This is a genomic window from Enterococcus sp. AZ071, assembly GCF_050499065.1.
GTDB lineage: Bacteria > Bacillota > Bacilli > Lactobacillales > Enterococcaceae > Enterococcus_A > Enterococcus_A ferrettii.
The window spans coordinates 56,033-78,938 of the sequence record NZ_JBIPAS010000001.1; the positions used below are offsets into that span (position 1 = coordinate 56,033).

Consider the following 22,906-nt stretch of genomic DNA (forward strand, 5'->3'; position numbering starts at 1 on the left):
AGGATACTTTTACAATTACTAGTTAAAACCATTGCAACCGATAATAAACCATTGTAACATTAAGCTATAAGTCCAGATGGGAGGAAAGAAAATGTCGATGATAATTTTAGGATTAAGAAAGCTGAACCTGCAAAGACTAGAACTGAAAAGTCTATCTGACATGAAGGACTCCCAACGCTATAAGGAGCAAAAGGCTGTTTTACAATTACTTCTGAGGGAACCAGAGGTATTATTCACCACTAAACACTTTGATAGCAAGAACAATAAATTGTACAAATACACGAATCATTTAAACCGATATACCATGACTAAAGAATACTATAATATGGCGGTTAAATTTCTAAAATAGTATCCTTATTGAAAGCCACTGAGACGATATGCAACTATCCTCTCAGTGGCTTTTTGTCAGTATATCGGTTTAATCCCGAGTCAAAGTTTCTCTCAAGCGACCTTATTAGTGAAATTAACTAGTTTGTGGTTTAATTTAACATAAGAAAAGAATTAAAACGGATAAGCAGAACTGTCTACGAAAGAAAGGAGCTTCCCAATGAATGTAAAGGATATGCTGAAAATTCCATCCATGGAAGGAGCAAAGGTTTTAGCTGGTGCGGATCAATTGGAACGACTAGTGACAACTATTTCCGTTCTAGAAGTTTCTGAGCCGACAGCCTATAACCAGATGCCTATCAAAGGGGAGTATTCCGGCAATGAGTTCGTAATCACCTCATTTGCGCAGATCGCTGATAGCATTGAGAAGCAATTAGAGATTGTATCAATTTTAAATCAGCATAGTCAACTAGGAATTATTCTTTACTATATTGGTATTATTATGCCAGAAGTATCACAGCAGTTGATTGATAAAATGGAAGAGCTGAATATGGTTCTGATTGTGATGCCAGAAAAACGGATGGAGCTGCGTTACAGCGAAGTGATTGCTGAAGTATTAAGCTATGTAAACAGTGAAGAGTCCCAATTTGAGGCCCAGCAGGATATTTTAATTGAAACGATCCGGAACTTGCCTCAAGGTCAGCATCAGATTGAAACGGGCTTAAGTATTTTATCGGATAAATTAAAGTGCAGCCTTTTTCTGCTTAATGAGGAACAAGATATTTTGGTTTCGAAATCTTGGCCAAGAAGTTTAGATCATCACTTAAGAGATCACCTGCAGCAATCGACAGCTGCTAAACAAAAGAATGCAGTAATCGAATTGCAGCAGACGGTTTATTTCTACACACGCGTTTCGTTGGATTTGCCCACATTGTCTCATCCTTATTCATTGGCAGCTTTCCGTAAAGAACCTTTGTCTGACTCGCAATTGAACAGCTTGCAGCGAATGATTGAAACGATGGTGAAGTTTTTCGGAGAAGAACAGCTGCTAAATACCAGTCAGCAATTCTTCTTTGCCTGTCAAACTGGGGATCTCCCGATGGCCAATCTTTTAGCAAAAAAAGCAGGAATCATAGTGAATCACCCCATGGATTTTTATTGTTTTTATAAGGAAAAAGGAGAAGAACGGTTAAAGGAATTAGTCAAGGAGTATCCCCGCAATCTTTATTATCAAGATAATAAGTTCGAATGGCTGATCGGAAATACAGTGGATACAACCAAAGGTGAACGTCTAAAGCGGAAAACTTCCTCTGAGTTTCTGTTCCAGATAAAGCAGATTTCATCCCTAGCAACTGTTCAGCAGCAAATGCAATTAATTGAAAGAAATCTGCAGGATTTATTGCGGGTATTTCCTAATAAGCCGCTATTTATTCCTGAAGATTTAAGTTTGGTGGTGGATGTAACCACCGACTTTGTACCGATTAGCCTTTCTCAAGTTTTAAAAGATAAAGAAATGATTGATACTTTAGCCGCTTATTTTCTAGATTTCGATGAAAGTATAAACAATACTGCTGATGCGTTATTCCTGCATAATAATACGATAAAGTATCGGTTGAAAAAAGCCCAAGAGCAATTAGGAATTTCATTTACTCATACGTCTTCACGTTATCTATTGGTAAAAAGTTTGATTTATTACCGCAAATATCGTTGGTAAACGAATGCCTTTGTCAAAATAGACAAAGGCTTGTTTTGTTTTTAGTTTCTAAAACATAGCGATCAATCATCACCTTCGCTATAATGTTAAAAATATTTATTTATCAGAAAATTCAGAAATGAGGGGAATAGATGGAAGAAGTTGTGGAAACGAATACGGGAAATTACGAGAGAGAGCGGGTACCAGAAAGTGAGCGGAAACGTTGGCTTTCCATCAGCATGGTGTGGATCGCAATCGGGATTGATCTATCCGGCATGTTTATGGGGATTACTTTAGCAAACGGAATGGAATTTTGGACAGCGATTGCCGCAATAATGATTGGTTCAGTTGTCTTAGGTGTACTAGCAATTGGTGCGACCTATATTGGTGCTAAAGCAGGCTTATCAACGGGAATGATTTCGCGGGTAGCTTTTGGTAAAAAGGGTGCGGCACTAATGGGGCTGATCATGGGGATTTCCTCTTTAGGCTGGTTCGGTGTACAGATTGGGTTCTTTGCGGAAAATATTCGTGGAGCGATTAATCAGCTTACAGGAACTTCTTTGCCTCTTTGGCTGCTCTCATTAATTGGTGGTGGATTGATGATGCTGTCCGCTTTTTGGGGCTATCAAGCAATCGAGAAATTATGTACTTATTCCGTTCCTTTATTAGCGATCTTGATTATTGTGGCAACCATCATGTCAATTAACAGCAATGGAACTTCCGGATTAGCGACAGCACCTCAAGGTACACCAATTTCCTTTGGTTTGGCTGTTTCATTGGTTATTGGGGTTTATATGGTTGGGGTAGTGATGGCACCGGACGTAGCGCGTTGGGCACAAAATCCCAAGCAAGCGATGATTGCTGGCTTTATTGGTTTTACTATTGGAAACAGCTTCATGATTATCGTTTCATTGATTTTGGTGAAAGTAATGGATACCGGTGATTTGACCGCTGTCTTCTTTGCATTAGGACTAGGAATTCCGTCGATCTTAGTACTGACTTTGGCACAATGGACCACCAATACGAATAATCTATATTCTGCTTCCTTAGACTTCTCGATTGTTTTCCGTCATGTAAATCCTAAGGTAATCACCGTAATCAGCGGTACATTAGGTATTTTAATGGCGATGCTGGGGATTTACGGGAAATTTGAAACTTTTCTTTCTATTATAACGGTCTTGGTTTCACCAATTGCCGGTATTTACATGATTGATTATGTTTTCTATAAAGAAAAATACGATTTTGCTTATGAAAGCAAGCTGGAGCCTTATTATCCAATTGCTATTATCTCTTGGATTATCGGCAGCATCGTGGCTTTCATGACTAGTGCACCACCTGCAGGCTTCGGCTTGTTTACTATTACGAACATTTCTGCCTTGGATGGTATTATTGCTGCGGGAATCTGTTACTTCGTACTAACCAAATTAACCAAAGGACGGAACTAGACTATGGAATGGATTACAGTAGATGATTTAAACGATATTGCTACAGGTGCTACACTGTTAGGAACTGGCGGAGGCGGAGATCCCTTCGTGGGCAAACTAATGGCACTTCAGGCATTACAAAAATATGGACCAGTAAAGGTTCTGAGTGTTGACGAATTAGACGATGAAGCGATGGTTATGCCAGTCGGTTCAATCGGTGCACCCTCAGTCTCTAATGAAAAAATTGCTGCAGAAGAAGAAATTTTTGCTCCTGTAGAGGCTTTAAAAGACTTTTTTAGTGAAAGAACACAAGCCATTATGCCTATTGAGATTGGTGGTGGAAATTCCTTGATTCCAATTGCTTGTGCAGCAAAAATGGGCTTGCCGATTGTTGATGCTGACGCCATGGGAAGGGCTTTTCCAGAATCTCAAATGGTTACCTTCTTCTTAAAGGGCTATCAGCCTGAGGTGGTGGCCATGGCTGACAGTCAGGGAAATCGGGTTATTTATTATCCGAAAGATGGCGAATGGTCAGAAAAAATTGCGCGCTCGATCACTGATGTTATGGGCGGCAATGCCAATATGGTGGACAATGTATTTCCAGGAAAAGTTGTAAAGGAATGCGGTATCCGAGGTACGTTGAGCTTAGCCAAAGAAATCGGTGAAACGTTGTCCCGCTTGACCGATTCGACATCGCCAGTAACCAAGCTATTAACCAAGCTGAAGGGCTATTCCCTATTTGAAGGGAAAATCAATCACATTGAGCGGAATGTGGCAGGTGGGTTTACTCGCGGACGTACAACCTTATCAGGAATTAATCAAAACAAAGGTGAAGAGTTAGAAATTCTTTTCCAAAATGAACTGCTGTTAGCGAGAAAAAATGGGAAAGTAGTTGCGTCCACTCCAGACTTGATTTGTGCTTTGGATCATGAAACGGGCCGACCAATTACGACAGAAACCCTTCGCTATGGCGCTCGCATCCATATGATCGCCTTGCCTTGCGATCCAAAATGGCGTACGGAACGCGGCATTGAAGTAGCTGGACCGAAATATTTCGGTTACGACATTGACTATCTACCGGTAGAGAAATTAGTGGAGGAAGACGCACATGTATAGACTAGGAATCGACGTTGGTGGTACCAACACAGACTGTGCAATTTTGGATGAGCAGCTGCAATGCATCGGCAAAATAAAGAGCCCGACGATGGAAGATGTGAGTCAAGGCATCAACTTAGCAATCCAAAAGGTTTTGCAGGAAACCAACATACCGGCTGAAAAGATTAAGGTGGTCATGCTAGGAACAACGCATTGTACGAACGCGATTGTTCAACGCAAAGAGCTAAGCAAGGTAGGAATCCTGCGTTTAGCAAAACCAGCCACTACTTCGGTAGAACCGATGGTTGGCTGGCCTGAGGATTTAGCTGAAAAAATGGATTGCCAGTCCTTTATTGTATCCGGCGGCTATGAATACAATGGCGACAAGATTGCTGAGATCGATGAAGCGGAAATCCGTCAGGTCTGTCAGCAGCTAAAGGGCAAGGTGGAGGCAGTCGCTGTAGTCGGCGTTTTTTCACCAGTGAATAACCAGCAAGAACGCGAAGTCGCTGAAATAGTTGCAGAAGAGTTAGATGTACCAGTGACTCTTTCCGGTGAGATTGGATCAGTAGGTTTACTGGAACGAGAAAATGCAAGTATCCTAAATGCTGCATTAACCAAAACCATCGTTGAAATGGTTCATGGTTTACAACGAGCATTAACAAAAAATCAAATTTCTGCCGATGTATATATTTGTCAAAATGACGGTACCTTGATGAATCTAGCGAAGGCTTTAAGTTACCCTGTGCTAACTATCGGCTGCGGCCCCACTAATTCGATCCGGGGAGCAGCTCATCTAAGCGGCTTGAAGGATGCATTAGTAGTTGACGTAGGCGGCACGACAACGGATATTGGTGTTTTGAAGAAAGGCTTCCCTCGTGAATCATCCTTGGCAACAGTGATTGGCGGAATACGAACCAATTTTAGAATGCCGGATGTTTTATCAATTGGTCTTGGTGGCGGCACATTGGTCACTCAGGAAGATGAAATTAAGGTAGGACCGGAAAGCTTAGGTTACCGTATTTTGGAAGAAAGCTTAACTTTTGGTGGGAATATTCTTTGCGCTACTGACATCGCAATAGCTAATCGCCAGAATCACGAAATAGCTGGTGTTGAGGCACCTAATCTAGACGAAGAATTAGTAGCCGGAGCCAAAGCAAAAATTAAGGAATTGGTTGAAGATGCTATCGATCAAATGAAAACCGACAGTGGAGAGGTTCCAGTCATTTTAGTAGGTGGCGGCAGCATTATTCTGCCCAAGAAAATGAGTGGTGTATCAGAAGTCATCATTCCAGAAAACTATGATGCAGCTAATGCCATCGGCGCTGCTTTAGGTGAGGTTTCTGGTGAAGTGAATTCCGTTTACTCGTTGGAAGGAACTACTCAAGAGGCTGTGGTAGCTAAAGCACTTCAAACAGCTGAAGCTGCAGCAATTGAGTCTGGTGCGAAGCAAGAAGATTTAACAACCATCTCTATTGAAGTCATTCCATTGGCATACCTGCCGAAGCAAGCAGTAAATATCAAGGCTAAGGTTGCTGGAAAACTGGCACTTTAATGAATAGAAAAACGTGGATAAAGCATACGTAATGCCATCGTAGCAAGAATTGAAAAGAACACTGACAAGGTTTTTAGAGACCTTTGTCAGTGTTTTTTTGAATTGAATTTGCTGCTGAATAAATGTAGTGTACACAAGTATAATGACTTAAATGGACGATTTTTACATAATACGGATCGTAAATTTATACATAGTAAAGTTTACTTACTGCTCATTTTATGGAAAAGCTCTCGGCGCCCTACCAATGAACCGTTTACAAAGTTAATTTGTAGGTGAGAATGTCACTTTTGTCTTTTTAAACGACATAATTTGCAAAGGGAGATATGAATTATAATGTAAGATTGACTGTAAATAAAAAAGTAGTGGTGAGAGAGGTTTCTTAGGTGTACCAATGTAAACAGTTAAATCTGAGATCCAGATTTCTTTTTGGGGAAGAATGAAGGAATTAGATAGTTCGATGATTCCAGATGACTCTAAGTTTATTTATCACGTGTGATTAATTCATTACCAAGCAATGCACGGATCGATAGTCAATGGGAAAGCTGGGATAGTAAGTATGCAGTTAGTTGAGTAGGAATAAGGTACTCAACTGTGTATTAATGAACATTAGTTAACTGGAGATTTATAAGTTTTAAAGGAATGTAGGTGATCATCTAAAGAGGGCATAAAAAAAGAAAAAAATGATGTTAGTTGAAGAATGTTTCAGCTAGGTGTTAAGTATATTTAAGTCAGTAGAGGAAAATAAAAAGCAGTTTGACGAGATCATATCGCTCGATTAACTATAAAAGTATAAGGGAACAGATTTCGTTGATGAAACAGCCAATGGAGTCGTTCTAGAACCATTTGCTGATGATTGTTTCAGCATGTATGAGCATATATCTGGTCTTGATCAATAATCCAAGATATGATGGCCATGCGACCAATGTAAGAAATTATATTGGTCTAAATAATTTGAATGTCACATAGAGTAAAACACTTTCGACTGGTGCAGTAATTGATTTTATTGGCAGAGAAACAGGTTTTGGAGTGTTTTCCATTTATGGGAATTACACTTTTTTAAAGATTGTTAGAGCCTAGCAGCTTGAATATGTTCAGGCAAAGAGCATGGAATTAGTGAGCGATATTATTTCATTCCAACAGGCTCGGCAACAAGTGATAGTAAGTCAAATGGATCTGATTATACGAGATATTGGTCGAGATAAGAGAGACCTTTGTTTGCAGACCAAGAAGGGCTTTATGATTTTAACAGCAAATTAGAGGATACAACAAAAAATATTTCGCATACAGAAATTAAAAATTCCCTTTAAAATGAAGTACCCATTATTCATGAATAAGGGCTAGTGTTGGTGAAAGGCGACTGCTTTCACCAACACTATTTTCTTTAGCAAAAGTACAGAAAAATTCAATAATAGTGAAAATTAATCGTTAATTTGAAGAAGAAGCTGCATAAGAGTCGCCTTAGAGACCTTTTTGAACGAGAAAAAGGCTCTTCCTTAATTTATTCAAGAGTATCACAGAGCTGTATACAATGATCCGCTCTTATTATCTTTAAAAGGTGTAGTCTGCATCAACAAAATTGATAATCAGTTGACCTTGGAAAACAGCTATTTATGTGGAACAACCCAGACGTTCAGTTTAGCTTTCACCAGCTGCTGCATAGAAGGCAAAGCTGCGGATAGGAGTGTCAAGGATGGTTACACATGCGAATAATAGTTTTAGCAAGTGAATGATAGAGAATATGAAGCATGGTGTAGTAAATCAACTTTAAAAAATTAGAACGATTTATTTTTTCTGGAGGGTAACAATGGAGAACGAACTTTTTAATTTACTAGAAACTAAAAATCAGATGATCTATCAGATAATACATTTGTCTAGATGTGAGAATGAGTGGCTAGAAGTTCAAAAAATATCTAATGAATTATCATTAAATGAGCGGAGTGTCCAAAGATACATTCATTACCTAGAAGAGGTAGTGAATGAATTCAATGTTTCAAGTAAAAATTCTGTAGAACTTACTTATAGCAAATTCAAAGGATTGGGGATAGAGAGCGATCCAGGAACGATAAATGATCTAAAAACGTTTATTATCTGTTCCGATGTAACGATAAAATTACTTGTCGACATGTGCTTAATTAGAACAAAGCCGAGCAGACAGTACTCTGAGGAAAATTATATAAGCATCTATTCAATAAGGAAGTCCTTAGATAAATTCGAATTGCTGCTAAATAAATTCAATTTATCAGTAAACCGGTTGGATTTATCCTTTAGTGGCGAAGAAAAGAATATTAGGATATTCACATACATAGTCTTGTGGACTATTTACAAAAATGACAAGTGGCCTTTTTCATATATATCGGAAGAGAAAATTTTACGATCTGTCGACATTTGTTTCGAAGGTATCGGATTTCAAGCGACAAAAGTACATAGAAAGCAAATGTTATTTATGTATGCCGTGTGCTTGATGAGAAACAAGAAAAAAAAATATATAGAGACTCACGAAAATTGGGGTGAGTACGTCAATATTGATGTTTTGAAAAAAGATGCATTCATCATTCATGAGATTGACAATTATCAAGTATATAACGAGAATGAGCTTTACTTTATTCTGTTAGTGGTAGAATTGCAATACAGGATGTTCAAATCTGATTCAATGAAAAAAAGAATTTTGTTATTTCATAAAGAGAAGCAAACAGATGTATTCAGATTAACTGAAGAGGTCATGAAAAGCTTTCAAGAACAATTCTTTGAAATTCCAGAAGAAAGAAAAGATGTATTTTTTACTTACTGTTTTTGTGCACATTTGTACTGTAAAATATTTCCTGGAGTTGAGTTTGATATTAATGGTCATAACATTGAAAATGTGAAATATTTTTCAGAAAATTTAATTTTCCATTTGAAGAACTTTATTGGGAATTTAGATTTTCAAACCGATATTCTTCAAGAAAAAGTATTTTTATCTAAAACATATGCCTCAATCTTCTCTTATTTCAAGAGTCCAAACAGCTACGATCCACGGATAATAATAGGAATCGATTCTGAGTTTCCATTTTTAGTACGTGAGAATCTAAAAGCTAACTTAAAAAGGAAATTTGATCATTCGTTCAACCTTTTAGTGGTTGAGTCAGAATCAGGTGGAGAAGATATTTTAATTACCACTATGCCTTCTTTATATGATTCCCACGAGCATGTGTGTACGATTAATTATCCCTTGAATGAAAGAGATTATTCATTTTTAGAAGCAGAGTTAACGAAACTACAAGATAGTTATAATCAAAATACTCTTCGCCAGGCGTTATGAACTAAGCCCTAGTAACGAAAAAGGAGCTATGGCTACAATATATTTTGGATTTTTGAAAAAGAAAGAATGCTGTCCATCGTCATAGTAGAGAATTCATTGTGTAAGTACGGAGATCGATGACAGCAGCATTCAGTCAATTTGCATCAACCCCAAATGTTAGATTTTTGGTCTAACTTTTTGGGGTCGTTTTTTATAGCTTAATAAAGACTATCCACTACGAATTCTTGTGAAAATGCTAGTGGTGCAAAGTGTATTGACTAAGTTGTTCAAGATATTAATTCCTAGGTGGAATTGTTAGTATTGTCTTTTTATACGACATAATCTGGAAAAAAAGATAAAATTGATCATGTAATATTAACTTGTAAAATAAGAGGCAATAGAGAAAGAGGTTTTTTTATGTGTACAAGTGTGAAGATTCAATCAAAGACCGGAGAATTTTTCTGGGGAAGAACAATGGATTTAGATATTCCAATGTTTCCTGATGATTCAGGATTCTACTTACCAAGTGTGATTACTTCGTTACCAAGCAATACGCGAATTGATAGTCAATTGGAAGGCTGGGACAGCAAGTATGCGGTTATCGGAGTAGGAATGAAAGATTCAACTGTGTTGTTCGATGGTATTAATGAACATGGTTTAACCGGAGACTTACAAGTGCTGAAAGAATGTGGTTGGGCATCTAAAGAGAGCATAGCAGAAAAGAAAAAAACACCGATGTTAGCTGAAGAATTTGTTAGTTATGCGTTAAGTACCTTTAAATCAGTAGCAGAAATTAGAGAACAGTTTGATGAGTTCATGTTGCTGGATCAACCTTATGCGTACGGCGGAACAGATTTTCACTTCCCAGTTCACTTTTCTTTTGTTGATGAAACTGGCGATGGGATAGTTCTTGAAACCTTGGAGGATGGTAGTTTTACTATCTTTGACCATATTTCTGTCATGACTAATAGTCCAAGATATGATTACCATACAACAAACATAAGAAATTACATTGGACTAAATAACGTAACTGTCACAGCAAGCAAAACACTTTCTACTGGGGCAGTAATTGATCCTATTGAGGGAGGAACAGGCTATGGAATGTTTGGACTTCCTGGTGATTACACATCACCCTCAAGATTTGTTCGCGCATTCTTCTTATCAAACAATCTAAATGCGTTTAGCAAAGAGCATGGAATCAATGAGTTATACTCCGTTTTTAGAACAGTTTTCATTCCAAAAGGCTTGGAAAGAAATGAAAAGAATCCCAATGTTTCTGATTATACGAGATACTGGTCAGGATATGATATGAGTGAAAGAACAGTTTTTGTACAGACTGGTAAGGGCTTAGCCATTACAACAGCAAAATTAGATGATACAATAGAAAATGTTTCGTACGAAGAAATAAAAATTTCCCTTTAAAATGATGTAACCATTGTTCATGAATCAGGGCTAGTGTTGGTGAAAGGCTACTGCTTTCACCAACACTTATTTTCTTAATCGAAGTACAGAACAGTTCTCTGGATTCGAAAAGCGGGTACTAGCTTTACCAAATGAATGACAGAGCATAGGAAGTTAAGAGAAATAAACCGGTCGTAAAAATCGTTTTTGCAGCGATTGACTTTTTTTGGAGGATACACATGGAGAATGAACTTTTTGATCTATTAGAAACTAAAAATCAGATGATCTATCGAATAATAGATTTATCTAAGCATGAGAATGAGTGGCTAGAGGTTCAAAAAATAGCCAATGAATTATCATTGAACGAACGAAGCATCCAACGGTACATACATTATCTGGAAGAGATCACTGAAGAATTCAATGCTTCTGGTAAAAATACGGTAGAAATAACCTATAGCAAATTCAAGGGGTTGAGGCTAGAAAGCAATTCCGGAACCATAAATGATCTGAAAACATTTATTATCTATTCTGATGAAACAGTCAAACTACTTATCGAAATGTGCCTAATTAAAACAAAAACGACTAAACAATATTCTGAAGAAAATTTCATCAGTATGTATTCAGTAAAAAAATCGTTAGATAAAATTTCATTGCTGCTCGCTAAATTTAATTTATCGATAAACCGGTCCAACTTATCTTTTTGCGGCGAAGAAAAAAATATTAGGGTATTCACATACATGTTCTTATGGGCTGTTTTCAAAAATGACAGCTGGCCCTTTTCATATATATCTGAAGAGAAAATTTTACAATCCGTCGATATCTTTTTCGAAGAGGCTGGAATTCAAACCACAAAAATACACAAAAAACAGATGCTATTTATGTCTGCTGTATGCTTAATGAGAAATAAGAAAAAATATTTTATCGAGTCTCATGAAAATTGGGATGATTATGTAAATATTGGCGCTTTAAGAAATGAATCATTCATAAGTCAGGAGATCAACAATTACCAAGTATACAATGATAATGAGATCTACTTTATTCTATTGGTGGTACAAATGCAATACAGAATGTTTAAATCCGATACCATAAAAGAAAGAATTTTATTGTTCCATGAAAAGAAGCAAACCGATGTTTACAGATTGACTGAAGTAGTCATGAAGAATTTTCAAGAAGAATTCTTCGAAATACCGGAAGAAAGAAAAGATGTATTTTTTACCTACTGCTTCTGTGCACACTTGTACTGCAAAGTATTTCCTGGAATTGAGTTTGATATTAACGGTCAAAATATTAAAAATGGAAAAACCTTTTCGGACAATTTAATTTTCCGATTGGAAAACTTTATTGAAGCGATTGATTTTCAAACCGATATTCTCCAAGAGAAAGTCTTTTTATCTAAAATATATGCTGCAATCTTCTCTCATTTCAAAAGCCCAAATAGCTACGATCCACGGATAATAATAGGGATCGATTCTGAATTCCCATTTTTAGTACGAGAAAATCTGAAAGTCAATCTAAAAAGGAAATTTAGTGACACGTTTAACCTGTCAGTAGTGGAGTCAGAATCAGGTGTAGAAGATATTCTAGTTACCACCATGCCTTCTTTATATGATTCACGCGAGCATGTGTGTACTATTGACTATCCTCTGAAGGAAAGGGACTATTTATTCTTAGAAGCAGAGTTAAACAAACTACAGGATAGTTTGAATGAACACTCTATTCAACAGGTGTCATAATCAGGATTCGGTAAGTGTAGCATGCAACCTATTTTCTGCGTAACTAGAAATAGGAGGACTATCCGACAATCAGCGACTAATTTTCGTCGATAAGAGACACTTTTAGTAAATCAGTTTACTAAAGAAATGAGAGACTTTATCTTGAAGTAAGGGATATCGGATTTCCGAGAACGAAATCCTTCCAAAGTTCTGGTATAGAAATGATTCTATAATTAAGAAGATCGATGAATAGACGGAATAACACAGAAACGGCATGCAGACAATTGCATGCTTTTTTTTATGTCTTCACATCTAGCTTTTTGTTTAGATCTATCCGGTAGTAGAATTAATTGGCTAAATAGGATTACTGCGGATAGTGTAAAAAGGGGAGGGGTCGTCTAGTTTTTTGATGGATTCTCTCGTTTATTTAGCAGCGTAATCAAGCAGGTTAAATTTTAGATTTTCAAATTTTTACTTATCAGAAAAATGTCGTCTAACAGGACAGAGTTCAATCAATAATCAAATTTGAATCGCTTATACTCAGTATTACAACGACTTAATGATTTGGACTTTTGATCAAAGACGATGATTTAATGAAAAGAGGAGAAATTCTAGAATGACGAATAAACAAACAAAGCTTGTATTTATGACGCTATTGTTAGGAACTTTTGCGATGTTCCTAAATCAAACACTATTGACGACAGCCTATCCATCCTTAATGAAAGATTTATCTGTTTCCACTGATTATGTACAATGGTTAACAACCGGTTTTTTACTAGTTACAGCGGTGGTTATTCCGTTATCTGGTTGGTTAATGCACCAAGTAAATACCAAATATTTATATATTGCTTCACAAATTATCTTTTTAATCGGTACTAGCCTTTGCTATACAGCAAATTCTTTTTATCAGCTACTTTTTGGTAGAGTGATTCAAGCAATTGGTGTTGGAATCGCAATGCCGCTTTTTCAGACAGTATTACTTTATTTATCACCAAAGAATGAACGTGGTGCTATTATGGGAATTGCTGGTATTGTTATTTGTTTAGCACCAGCGATTGGGCCGTCTCTGTCTGGTTTCATATTAACAATGTATAATTGGCATGTTCTCTTTTTAATGCTAATTCCGATCATCGTCGTCGTTTTATTTTTATCAATTTGTTTTATGCGGCCAGTCTTACCCATTGAAAAAACAAAACTTGATAGTTTCTCGGTTATTGAATCTAGTTTAGGTTTAGGATTATTGCTTTATGGGTTGTCACTAATTTCAGCTAAGCATGCTAATAAATGGCTTTTAATTGCCAGCATTGTAGTAGGCTGTGTCTTTATCTATCGTTTTGTTCTTAGACAGAAAAAATTATCGAATCCATTTTTAAGTTTAGAGCCATTTAAACAAAAAGACTACTTAATATCTTGTATTTTGTTGGCTATCGCAAATATGGCCATGATTAGTTTTGAAATGGTTATTCCAATGTACATCCAAAATATTCGTACTATGTCTCCTTTTGAATCGGGTCTTTCTTTATTACCAGGGGCTATAGCACTGGGGATTATGAGTCCAATTAGCGGGAAATTATTCGATAAGTATGGAGCCAGAGGATTGTGTATTGCAGGGATGGCGATTTTAACTGCCTTTACATTTCCATTTGTGTTTATCAAATCGACGACACCAATGGTAATAGTCATTATTTTTTATGCCTTTAGATTGCTGGGAATTTCGATGGTATTGATGCCGCTGACCACCTTTGGGATGAATGCTTTACCAAATTCTGAACTCCGTGATGCTTCAGTGATCAACAAAACAACGAAACAAATTGCTAGTTCCTTGGGGACTGCTATTATGATCAGCGTGATGACAATGGTGACGAATACATCAAATAGTCCACAAACACTGCTTAAGGGGTATCATGGGTCATTTTATGTAGCTACTTTCTTTTGTCTAGTTGCATTGGTTATTTCTTTTAAAATACCTAAAAAGACAGTTCAAAAAATCCAATAATGTCCTTTTGGATAAAGTAGTTGTTCTGAATCATCGCTGCTTACTGACTGGATAAACCGGTGAAAAACCATTTAAATAGTTTTCTAAACCAGAAGAAGTGAAAGTTTTTTAGTTGGTAAAATTCTCAACTATTGAACTTTCACGGTTTAGAGGATTAACACTTCAGTTTTTCAACGGATCTTTTTTCTCTCCCACGCAGTCAACTGCGTATTTTTTTTATCTTAAAGTTCCTATGTTTCCTCTAACGAGAACAATCGCCCAATTCTATTCAATCCTCCTCTATTAAAATACCAACTATATACGTTTGTAAAACCTCTCCTTCTTTCGATTTATCTTCGGAAACTTTCTAAGGGTTAGTGATGGTAATTCTCATTTATTGTATCCAGCTCCTTCATCTAAAAAATCTATTGCGGCAAAGGATACATTTGAGAACGGTTTCGTATCGTTATACCCATAACTGTCTCTTTTTGCGACAAGAATTGAAGACTTTCATGGATAAAAGACGTTTAGGATATAAGTGTTAACAGATTATTTTGAGAGGAGATTTACAATTGAACGAACGAAAAAAGATGTCTAATTTTGCTTTTTTTTCTATGACCGCATCTCTTTTTATCACAGTATACGAATATCCCACGTTTGCTGCATCAGGTAAAGCGTTAATTTTTTTCTTACTGCTTTGTGGAATCGGCTGGTTTCTTCCAGTTGCGTTGTGTTCTGCGGAAATGGCTACAATCGAGGGATACCAAGAAGGTGGAATCTACAGCTGGGTGGGCAAACCTTTAGGCGAAAAGTTTGGTTTTGCTGCATTATTTTTCCAATGGTTTCAGGTGACAGTCGGATTTGTGACGATGATTTATTTTATCGTAGGAACCCTGTCCTATGTTTTAGAAATACCAGCAATGAATAATGATCCATTGTTCAAATTCTTGTCAGTAATCGGAATTTTCTGGATTGTAACCCTTCTGCAACTAAAAGGAACAGAGACTACCGCTAAAATAGCTAAGTATGGTTTTAGCATCGGTATTGTTCTTCCGGTTATTGTCCTATTTTATTTAACAGTTAAATATTTTTTAGCTGGTCATACTGTTTCTCATGAGTTTTCAACTTCTTCGTTTTTGCCAACGGGGAAAAACATCGGGGATTTGACTTCTTTTGTTTTAGCTTACATGGGGGTTGAAGCATCAGCTACGCATTTTTCAGAACTAAAGGATGCAAAAAAAAATTACCCCAAATTGCTAATGTTACTAGTTGTTGTCGGTATAGTGATGAGCACAATTGGTGGCAGCGTTGTTTCTACCGTGCTCAATGGAAAAATTTCTTCCAATAAAGGTGTGATGGATACAGCGAATCAATTAATCTCACCAGGACATATTGGCTTTGGTGTTAAATTAATCGGCTTTCTTATTTCCTTCGGTATTCTAGCACAGGTAAGTTCATGGATCGTTAGTCCTACGGAAGGACTTCAATTTGCAGCAGCAAAGAAATTATTACCAGAGAAATTGGCTCGCAAAAATGACAACGATGTTCCTGTTCGGATTCTAATGATTCAAGGAATAATTGTCACGATCTGGGCAGCGGTATTAACTTTTGGATCAGGAGGATCTGGTGGCAATGTAGGTTTCCAAACGGCGATTTCTCTAACGGTTCTAATTTATTTAAGTGCCTATATTCTGTTGTTTGTATCGTATTTTGTCATTTTGAAGAAACATCAGGAGGCCAAAAGAGATTTTCAGATTCCAGGAGGATTGTTAGCTAAACGTGTGATTGCAGGGGCGGGTCTATTGATTTCAATTGGAGCAGTCTGTACAGCATTCATTGTACCATCAACTATCCCTCACGATCAGAGTCATGCGTACTTGATTAGTCTCATCGTGGGCTTTCTGATTACCTTGACAATTCCATTTGTATTTTATCGTTTTTATTCATATCCTAATAAGTTGAAACATGAAAAGGGTCGGGTAGATAAAAATGAAAATGATTAAAAATGAATTCAAGAATTTATTCAAGAATCGGATTTTGTTAATCTCCGTCATTGCTATTACGTTTATTCCTATAATTTATACAGCTGTTTTTGATAAATCGTTATGGAATCCCTATGGCGGAATAAAAAACTTGCCGGTTGCCGTAGTAAATGAAGACAAGGAAGTCGATTTGTTAGGGCAAAAAATCGATGTTGGCGATCAAGTCGTAGCGAACCTAAAGAAAAATAAAGACTTAGACTGGCATTTCGTAACTGAAAAGCAAGCCAACAAAGGCATGAAAGATATGTCGTACTACATGATTGTTACTATCCCTAAAGATTTTTCGGCATCAGCTGCCAGTATTATTAAAGAGAATCCCCATAAAATGAACATTACTTATACAACAAATGATTCATATAACTATATAGGGAAGGAAATTTCTGAAGTAGCAGCTACGGAACTAGAAGGTAAAGTTCGAAATCAGGTCGTAAAATCGTATGTAACTGCGATAGATGGAGTAGCTGACAAGATGATTGGTTCCTTGGAGCAAGCAGCTGGCGGATCTAATCAATTAGCCTCAGGAACCAACGAATTGTTTGCAGGTATTGGTGCATACACTAAAGGTGTAGCACAAGCCGATGCGGGTTCGCAGCAATTATCTAATGGTACGGCTGAACTGGCCTCAGGTGTTGGTCCATTATCCTCAGGTGTCAGCCAACTGAGTCAAGGTTCACAACAATTGAGCGGGGCGTTAAACAAATTAGATAATGTGGTAGCAGCGAACCGATCAAAGATTAATGAGATTGATGGCGGTCTGATTACTCTATCAGCTGCTGCACAAGAAATGGGCAGCTCTCTGCAAAATTTTGAGAATAATTTGCCGCCTGATATGCGGAATCAGCTGTCTCAGCAACTAGCAATGGCTGAAACACAATTAGTTGAGTTAATTACTAACACGACTGTCTTAAATCAAGCTTCTGTTGACGCCTCACGATTCCAGGAGCAAAGCAATGAAATCGCAGCGAAACTCCAAAATTTGTCAGGCGATGTTTCGTCAGTAGAAGCGGCTATAAATACAGATATTACGAACATTATTCAAAGCAATGAGGAATTATCAGCAGATTTAAAATCGAAGATGATTACTGAGCTAAATAACGCGATTGCTGCTAATCTAACGAAGTTTAAGCAAGACTCAACTGCACGAACAGACGAAATTTCCAGTAATTTAATTGCTTTATCCGATAGCACAGCATTAATTGCGCAACAAGCGAATGCGATGAAGAGTATTGCGTCTGACATGGCTGGCAATGCCCAAAATGTACAAACGGCAATACAAACCGCTAAGCAAGGCAGCCAGCAAATTGAATCAGCGTTAGGAGCTGTTCCAGCCTCAACTAACGCAGTATCAATTGTTGAACAATTGGAAGCTATCAGCAGTATGTTAAATACAACAGCCAATGACATTCCATTAGCTGTTTCAGGAGCACACAAGCTTGCTGCAGGAAGTTCCCAATTAACAACTGGCTTGTCAGAGCTTCAATCAAAAATCCCGACATTGAGCAGTGGGATTAATCAATTGAATTCAGGTTCGTCACAACTAGAAAGTGGTCTAAATGAATTAAATGGCAAGTCGCCTGAATTAATATCTGGCATTTCTCAATTGAAAAATGGTGCTGCCGAATTAGCCAGTGGGTTGGATCAAGGGGTTGATAAAGCGGAGACGGTAAAAATTACCCATAAAACCATCAATCATTTTGTTGATCCGACTGATTTAAAAAATGTTCAGTATAGCAAAGTAAATAACTACGGAGAAGCATTGGCACCCTATATTATGTCTCTTGCTCTGTTTGTCGGTTGTATGTTGTTTAATTTTGTTTACCCAATTAGAAAATCCTCTATGCCTGGAGAATCCAGCAGGGCATGGTGGTTGAGCAAAGTGAGTTTAGGGTTTGTGGTTTCCAGCCTAATGGCAATTATACAAGTGACAATTATGCTGTTGCTGAAGCTGCCTGCATATAACGTATTTGCACTGTACAGTACTGCTCTTGTTACAGCGTGGTCCTATATGTCGATTGTAATGTTTTTGGCGATGACCTTTGATAATCCAGGACGCTTTGTGGCGATGATTCTATTAGTTTTGCAATTGGGTGGAGCTGCCGGAACATTCCCAATTCAAACACAAGGGAAATTTTTCCAAATGATTCATCCTTACTTGCCAATGTCCTATTCTCTCTATGCGTTTAGAAATGCTATAGCTGGCGGTATAAGTAAAGGATTGCTAATAAAATGCTATACAATACTAGTTGCTTTGATTGTGGTGTTTGTAACACTTCTACGTATTAGTATGCATTATTTACAAAAGAAACACTTACGCGATGTATCGATATTAAACGACAATCAAAAATTGTTGGAAATAGAAACAATCGACAGTGAACGGCTGTCTCAACAAATAGAAGCAACTAAGAATAAGGAGAATGATCGTGGCTAAATTAACTAAACTATTTAAATCTTATCGCTTTTTACAATTATTAACAGGTGCTGTCTATATATGTATGGCTCTCTTGGCCATGAAATATACCGAAGATACAATTGTAGAATCGGTTCAAATTTTTGGGATATTTTCATTGATTAAAGGCTTTTTTGAACTATTAAATAGAACCAAAATTAAAGCCAGAACACATCATAATCAATACTCATCGGTTTTCGTGGGTTGCATCGATTTAGTTATTGGTATGATATTGATTGCCAATGCTACATTAAGCTTGAGAGAGCTGTCTGTTCTTTTTGGTATATGGTTTATATGCGACGCCGTTTTATCATTCTTTATGCTAGATTTAGCGATGTCATTATCAAAAGTGTATTATTACCTTTCGATAATTGCTGATTTTGTTGGACTGTGTATTGGGTTGATTTTACTCATTATGGGAAATTCGCTATTTATCAGCGTTCCTTCTTTGATTGGTAACTTCTTCTTATTATTTGGTTTGATGAAAATCATTGGCGGCGTGATAAACAAAGATAATTTGCATTCCATATAAATGGTTGTATCAGAGAGTTTTTGATGGATAGCCTTCTGTAAAAATCAATTTAGTTGAAACAACAATGGAATTGAAGTGGAGGCACAATCACAGAAAGGGCAAAAAGAATCTTTTTACCCGAAATGAATACGAGAAACGCTTCACTAAATTAGACTGTGAGAGCTGCTGTTTTTTGATCAGGCAGCCTCACAGTTTTTTTAATAGGTGACTATAATTGGGTAAATTTGTCGGAAATTACGACAGTATTTATCAATAACCAGTGGTGAATCTGGGCTATTCTATCCCTATAAGGAGGAGAGCTATTATGTTAGAAGCGATCACAGTGCCTGTCAGAAGCTTCTCATAGGGAACATTCTCAATTCTAATTTTAAAGAAAGGGGGAGTATTAAGTGTTTCTATTCTTTTTCATTCTTTTTCTGCTTAGCTTTGGAGGGATTCTGTACTTTAATGAAAGAAACCAAAAATACCACAAGATTTCTGTTGTGCTAGCAGCTATTTCTTTCATCGTTTCTTGTGCTCTTTTTCCTACTGACAGATTAATAGAGTACATGTCTACCATTGATGGACCTCCTACAGAAGAACAACATAATATCTCACCTTTTAAGATATCTCATGGTATTAACAAACACTAGATGCAATGAGTATGTCAATTCTATACGAAAGGAGAATGCCTGGTGACCTTTACCCGAAAGAACTTGAGTTATCGCGTAACTTTAGATACGGAACAAAATGTATTCATTATTTTCGATGAACAGGATGAACGCCGGTTTGCGACTGGTACCACAATTGAAAAAGCAGTAGCGAAACTAGAACAAAATGGATAAGAAAATCCTGCAGGAATAAAGGCAGCTTTACTGACGAAATAGCGTGCTGCTCCTAATCGAAATAAATGAATTGAAAGAAGATGGACACAATAAACACATTACTAGAATATTGGAAAGACATGTTTAAGTGGAATTACACAGCTACCAGAAAGCAATATTGGATTCCTACCATTGTATACAGTGTGCTATATAATATGCTGTTTTACAGCACAGGAATTGCAGTGACAGGATTTTCGTATATTGAGTTTTCAAATTTTAACCCAATCGTTGTGACAGTAGGTGCTCTATTGTTCATAGCACAATTTACCTTAACGGCTAGACGACTGCATGATACCAATCGATCTGCGGCCTGGGTACTGATCGGTTTGATCCCAGTAATTGGATGGATTGGTTTAATTATTCTGCTTTGTCAACCAACAAAATCATATAAAAAAAATGAATTTTCGGAATATATGAATCAATCTATGCGTTAAAAAGAACTCTTACTGTATATCTTGTACAGCTACAATAAAAAAGAAGAAAAGGACTGATAGTAATGTATTATTCAAATGGAAATTATGAAGCATTTGCTCGACCTGTAAAACCTGCTCGCTCTGAAAGTGTCTCAGCCTATTTAGTTGGTTCCGGCTTAGCTTCGCTTGCATCTGCAGCATTCTTAATTAGGGACGGACGTGTTCCAGGAGAAAAAATCCATATTTTGGAAGAATTGGCGATCACTGGAGGCTCATTGGACGGTATTTATGAACAAGAATACGGCTACGTCATCCGAGGTGGAAGAGAGATGGAAAGTCATTTTGAATGTCTCTGGGATCTTTATAGATCAATTCCTTCTTTAGAAGTAGAAGATGCTTCCGTTTTAGATGAATTTTATTGGTTAAATAAAGAAGATCCCAATTCTTCTCATTGCCGATTAATTCATAATCGTGGGGAGCAAGTAGATACAGATGGCCAATTAACGCTAAGTGAAGCTTCTGTTAAAGAAATCCTGGCTCTTTGTATGATGAAAGAAGAACAGCTGCAGGACAAAAAAATCACTGATGTATTTACCAAAGAATTTTTTGAATCCAATTTTTGGACATATTGGTGCACGATGTTTGCCTTTGAACAATGGCACTCTGCAATGGAAATGCGTCGTTACTTGATGCGCTTCATCCATCACATTGATGCTCTAGCCGATTTTTCTTCTTTGAAATTCACAAAATATAATCAATATGAATCATTGGTATTGCCGCTATTGTCGTATTTGAAGGCCCAAGGAGTTCATTTCCAATACAATACTAAAGTAGAAAATATTCTTGTGAAAAAAGCCGAAAATGGACATAAATGGGCTGAGGAAATAATCCTAAATGTGGAAGGTGTACCGTCTCGAATCAAACTAACTGAAAATGATTTGGTATTTGTAACCAATGGCTCCATTACAGAAAGCTCTACTTACGGAAACAACGATACTCCAGCACCTGTCTCACACAAATTAGGTGGCAGCTGGAGCTTATGGGAAAAACTTGCTGTACAGGATAGTTCATTTGGAAACCCCAAAAAGTTTTATGAAAATCTTCCAGAATCCAGCTGGTTTGTTTCAGCGACAATTACTACATTAGATAAAAAGATTGCGCCTTATATTGAAAAAATAAGTAAACGCGATCCATATGCTGGAAAAGTAGTAACAGGTGGAATCGTCCATGCAAAAGATTCCAACTGGAAACTTAGCTACACATTAAATCGACAACCTCATTTTAAAAATCAGCCAGAAGATCAGTTAGTTGTTTGGTTTTACGCACTTTTGTCTGACACTGATGGAAACTATATTAAAAAGCCGATTACACAATGTACCGGGAATGAAATTGCCCAAGAATGGTTATTTCATATGGGCGTACCAACAGAGCTAATTGAAGAATTGGCTGTTAACTCATGCAATATTGTTCCATGTTACATGCCGTATATTACTTCTTATTTCATGCCGCGAGCAGAAGGTGATCGCCCACTTGTCATTCCAGAGGGATCAAAGAATCTAGCGTTTATCGGTAATTTTGCGGAAACAGAACGAGACACTGTTTTTACCACCGAATATTCCGTACGAACAGCAATGGAAGCTGTGTATAGCTTCTTAGAGGTAGATCGTGGAATTCCAGAAGTCTTTGATTCTTGTTATGATGTTCGCATGCTGCTAAAAGCATCGTATTATTTAAATGACAAGAAAAAATTGTCGGAGTTAAATGTGCCTCTAGTAGAAAGACTTTTAGGCAAACATGAATTGAAGAAAATGAAAGGGACCTTTGTGGAAGAGCTGCTGCAGGATTCAGATTTAATTGATTGATGAATGAGCATCAAACTAAAACCAAATGATCGAAGGCAGTCAAAAGAATTCTTTTTGGCTGTCTTTTTTTGTGAGGCAAAGAATAGATTAAACAATGAATAAACTACTCCGACGAAGCCGAGTCAAAGAAGTCATAAAAGAAAAACTTAGTTTGAAGAGCAGCTCTCTGATACTAAGATAAGCTGAGAGAATTCTAAAGAAGAACCAAAATCGAGCAGAGAGTTCCAGCAAATAAAAGTAAAGAGGAATGTCTAGCCCTGAAAATTTTTGGGACGAATGAAAAGATTAA

Annotated in this window: 16 protein-coding genes; 15 read left to right on the forward strand and 1 reads right to left on the reverse strand. The window is 37.1% G+C overall.

Translation table 11 applies throughout. The annotated features are described in order from the left end of the window. The first annotated feature begins 91 nt into the window (after positions 1-91). From IGI49_RS00275 to IGI49_RS00330, 12 genes are all read left to right on the forward strand, one after another. Complete coding sequence (locus IGI49_RS00275) at positions 92-349, forward strand: hypothetical protein (protein ID WP_429962962.1); 258 nt, start codon at positions 92-94, stop codon at positions 347-349. 198 nt (positions 350-547) lie between these two features. After that, positions 548-2,041 carry a PucR family transcriptional regulator gene (locus tag IGI49_RS00280; RefSeq protein ID WP_429962963.1) on the forward strand — a complete coding sequence of 498 codons (1,494 nt, stop codon included), beginning with the start codon at positions 548-550 and terminating at the stop codon, positions 2,039-2,041. 131 nt (positions 2,042-2,172) lie between these two features. Beyond that, positions 2,173-3,465 (forward strand): cytosine permease, encoded by a 1,293-nt coding sequence (locus IGI49_RS00285; RefSeq protein ID WP_429962964.1) that lies wholly within the window; start codon positions 2,173-2,175, stop codon positions 3,463-3,465. A 3-nt stretch (positions 3,466-3,468) separates the two neighbouring features. Continuing rightward, positions 3,469-4,560 (forward strand): DUF917 domain-containing protein, encoded by a 1,092-nt coding sequence (locus IGI49_RS00290; protein WP_429962965.1) that lies wholly within the window; start codon positions 3,469-3,471, stop codon positions 4,558-4,560. Beyond that, positions 4,553-6,094, forward strand: coding sequence for a hydantoinase/oxoprolinase N-terminal domain-containing protein (locus IGI49_RS00295; RefSeq protein ID WP_429962966.1), 1,542 nt, complete (start codon positions 4,553-4,555; stop codon positions 6,092-6,094). The genes IGI49_RS00290 and IGI49_RS00295 overlap by 8 nt, the downstream gene beginning before the upstream one ends. Positions 6,095-7,898: 1,804 nt before the next feature. Continuing rightward, positions 7,899-9,392: a helix-turn-helix domain-containing protein gene (locus IGI49_RS00300; protein ID WP_429962967.1), complete on the forward strand. Its 1,494-nt coding sequence runs from the start codon at positions 7,899-7,901 to the stop codon at positions 9,390-9,392. Between the two features lie 396 nt (positions 9,393-9,788). Beyond that, entirely contained in the window at positions 9,789-10,793 is a 1,005-nt protein-coding gene (locus tag IGI49_RS00305) for a linear amide C-N hydrolase (RefSeq protein ID WP_429962968.1), read from the forward strand. Between the two features lie 218 nt (positions 10,794-11,011). Next, positions 11,012-12,505 carry a helix-turn-helix domain-containing protein gene (locus IGI49_RS00310; protein WP_429962969.1) on the forward strand — a complete coding sequence of 498 codons (1,494 nt, stop codon included), beginning with the start codon at positions 11,012-11,014 and terminating at the stop codon, positions 12,503-12,505. 595 nt (positions 12,506-13,100) lie between these two features. Continuing rightward, positions 13,101-14,480 (forward strand): MDR family MFS transporter, encoded by a 1,380-nt coding sequence (locus IGI49_RS00315; protein ID WP_429962970.1) that lies wholly within the window; start codon positions 13,101-13,103, stop codon positions 14,478-14,480. A gap of 551 nt (positions 14,481-15,031) precedes the next feature. Continuing rightward, the gene (locus IGI49_RS00320; RefSeq protein ID WP_429969586.1) at positions 15,032-16,462 is read left to right on the forward strand and encodes an amino acid permease; all 1,431 of its coding nucleotides are present in this window, start codon (positions 15,032-15,034) and stop codon (positions 16,460-16,462) included. After that, a complete protein-coding gene (locus IGI49_RS00325; protein ID WP_429962971.1) occupies positions 16,449-18,929 on the forward strand; it encodes a YhgE/Pip family protein in 2,481 nt (826 codons plus the stop codon). The genes IGI49_RS00320 and IGI49_RS00325 overlap by 14 nt, the downstream gene beginning before the upstream one ends. Further along, positions 18,922-19,479: a DUF308 domain-containing protein gene (locus IGI49_RS00330; protein ID WP_429962972.1), complete on the forward strand. Its 558-nt coding sequence runs from the start codon at positions 18,922-18,924 to the stop codon at positions 19,477-19,479. The genes IGI49_RS00325 and IGI49_RS00330 overlap by 8 nt, the downstream gene beginning before the upstream one ends. Positions 19,480-19,864: 385 nt before the next feature. On the opposite strand, the gene IGI49_RS00335 is transcribed toward IGI49_RS00330, so the two are convergent. After that, positions 19,865-20,038 (reverse strand): hypothetical protein, encoded by a 174-nt coding sequence (locus tag IGI49_RS00335; RefSeq protein WP_429962973.1) that lies wholly within the window; start codon positions 20,036-20,038, stop codon positions 19,865-19,867. Positions 20,039-20,153: 115 nt separating this feature from the next. On the opposite strand from IGI49_RS00335, the gene IGI49_RS00340 reads away from it, so the two are divergent. The 3 genes from IGI49_RS00340 to IGI49_RS00350 all read left to right on the forward strand — a co-directional run bounded on the left by IGI49_RS00340 (position 20,154) and on the right by IGI49_RS00350 (position 22,617). Continuing rightward, positions 20,154-20,303 carry a hypothetical protein gene (locus IGI49_RS00340; protein ID WP_207703609.1) on the forward strand — a complete coding sequence of 50 codons (150 nt, stop codon included), beginning with the start codon at positions 20,154-20,156 and terminating at the stop codon, positions 20,301-20,303. A gap of 80 nt (positions 20,304-20,383) precedes the next feature. Then, on the forward strand, positions 20,384-20,776 hold the full coding sequence (locus IGI49_RS00345) for a DUF805 domain-containing protein (RefSeq protein WP_429962974.1): 393 nt from the start codon (positions 20,384-20,386) through the stop codon (positions 20,774-20,776). A gap of 62 nt (positions 20,777-20,838) precedes the next feature. Beyond that, on the forward strand, positions 20,839-22,617 hold the full coding sequence (locus IGI49_RS00350) for an oleate hydratase (RefSeq protein WP_429962975.1): 1,779 nt from the start codon (positions 20,839-20,841) through the stop codon (positions 22,615-22,617). Positions 22,618-22,906: the final 289 nt, after the last annotated feature.

Coding starts and splice junctions, on each gene's coding strand:
- IGI49_RS00310 (WP_429962969.1), top strand. CDS start 11,012: ATGGAGAATGAACTTTTTGATCTATTAGAAACTAAAAATCAGATGATC.
- IGI49_RS00290 (WP_429962965.1), top strand. CDS start 3,469: ATGGAATGGATTACAGTAGATGATTTAAACGATATTGCTACAGGTGCT.
- IGI49_RS00345 (WP_429962974.1), top strand. CDS start 20,384: ATGGACACAATAAACACATTACTAGAATATTGGAAAGACATGTTTAAG.
- IGI49_RS00285 (WP_429962964.1), top strand. CDS start 2,173: ATGGAAGAAGTTGTGGAAACGAATACGGGAAATTACGAGAGAGAGCGG.
- IGI49_RS00325 (WP_429962971.1), top strand. CDS start 16,449: ATGAAAATGATTAAAAATGAATTCAAGAATTTATTCAAGAATCGGATT.
- IGI49_RS00300 (WP_429962967.1), top strand. CDS start 7,899: ATGGAGAACGAACTTTTTAATTTACTAGAAACTAAAAATCAGATGATC.
- IGI49_RS00350 (WP_429962975.1), top strand. CDS start 20,839: ATGTATTATTCAAATGGAAATTATGAAGCATTTGCTCGACCTGTAAAA.
- IGI49_RS00295 (WP_429962966.1), top strand. CDS start 4,553: ATGTATAGACTAGGAATCGACGTTGGTGGTACCAACACAGACTGTGCA.
- IGI49_RS00315 (WP_429962970.1), top strand. CDS start 13,101: ATGACGAATAAACAAACAAAGCTTGTATTTATGACGCTATTGTTAGGA.
- IGI49_RS00305 (WP_429962968.1), top strand. CDS start 9,789: ATGTGTACAAGTGTGAAGATTCAATCAAAGACCGGAGAATTTTTCTGG.
- IGI49_RS00335 (WP_429962973.1), bottom strand. CDS start 20,038: ATGGTAGACATGTACTCTATTAATCTGTCAGTAGGAAAAAGAGCACAA.
- IGI49_RS00275 (WP_429962962.1), top strand. CDS start 92: ATGTCGATGATAATTTTAGGATTAAGAAAGCTGAACCTGCAAAGACTA.
- IGI49_RS00280 (WP_429962963.1), top strand. CDS start 548: ATGAATGTAAAGGATATGCTGAAAATTCCATCCATGGAAGGAGCAAAG.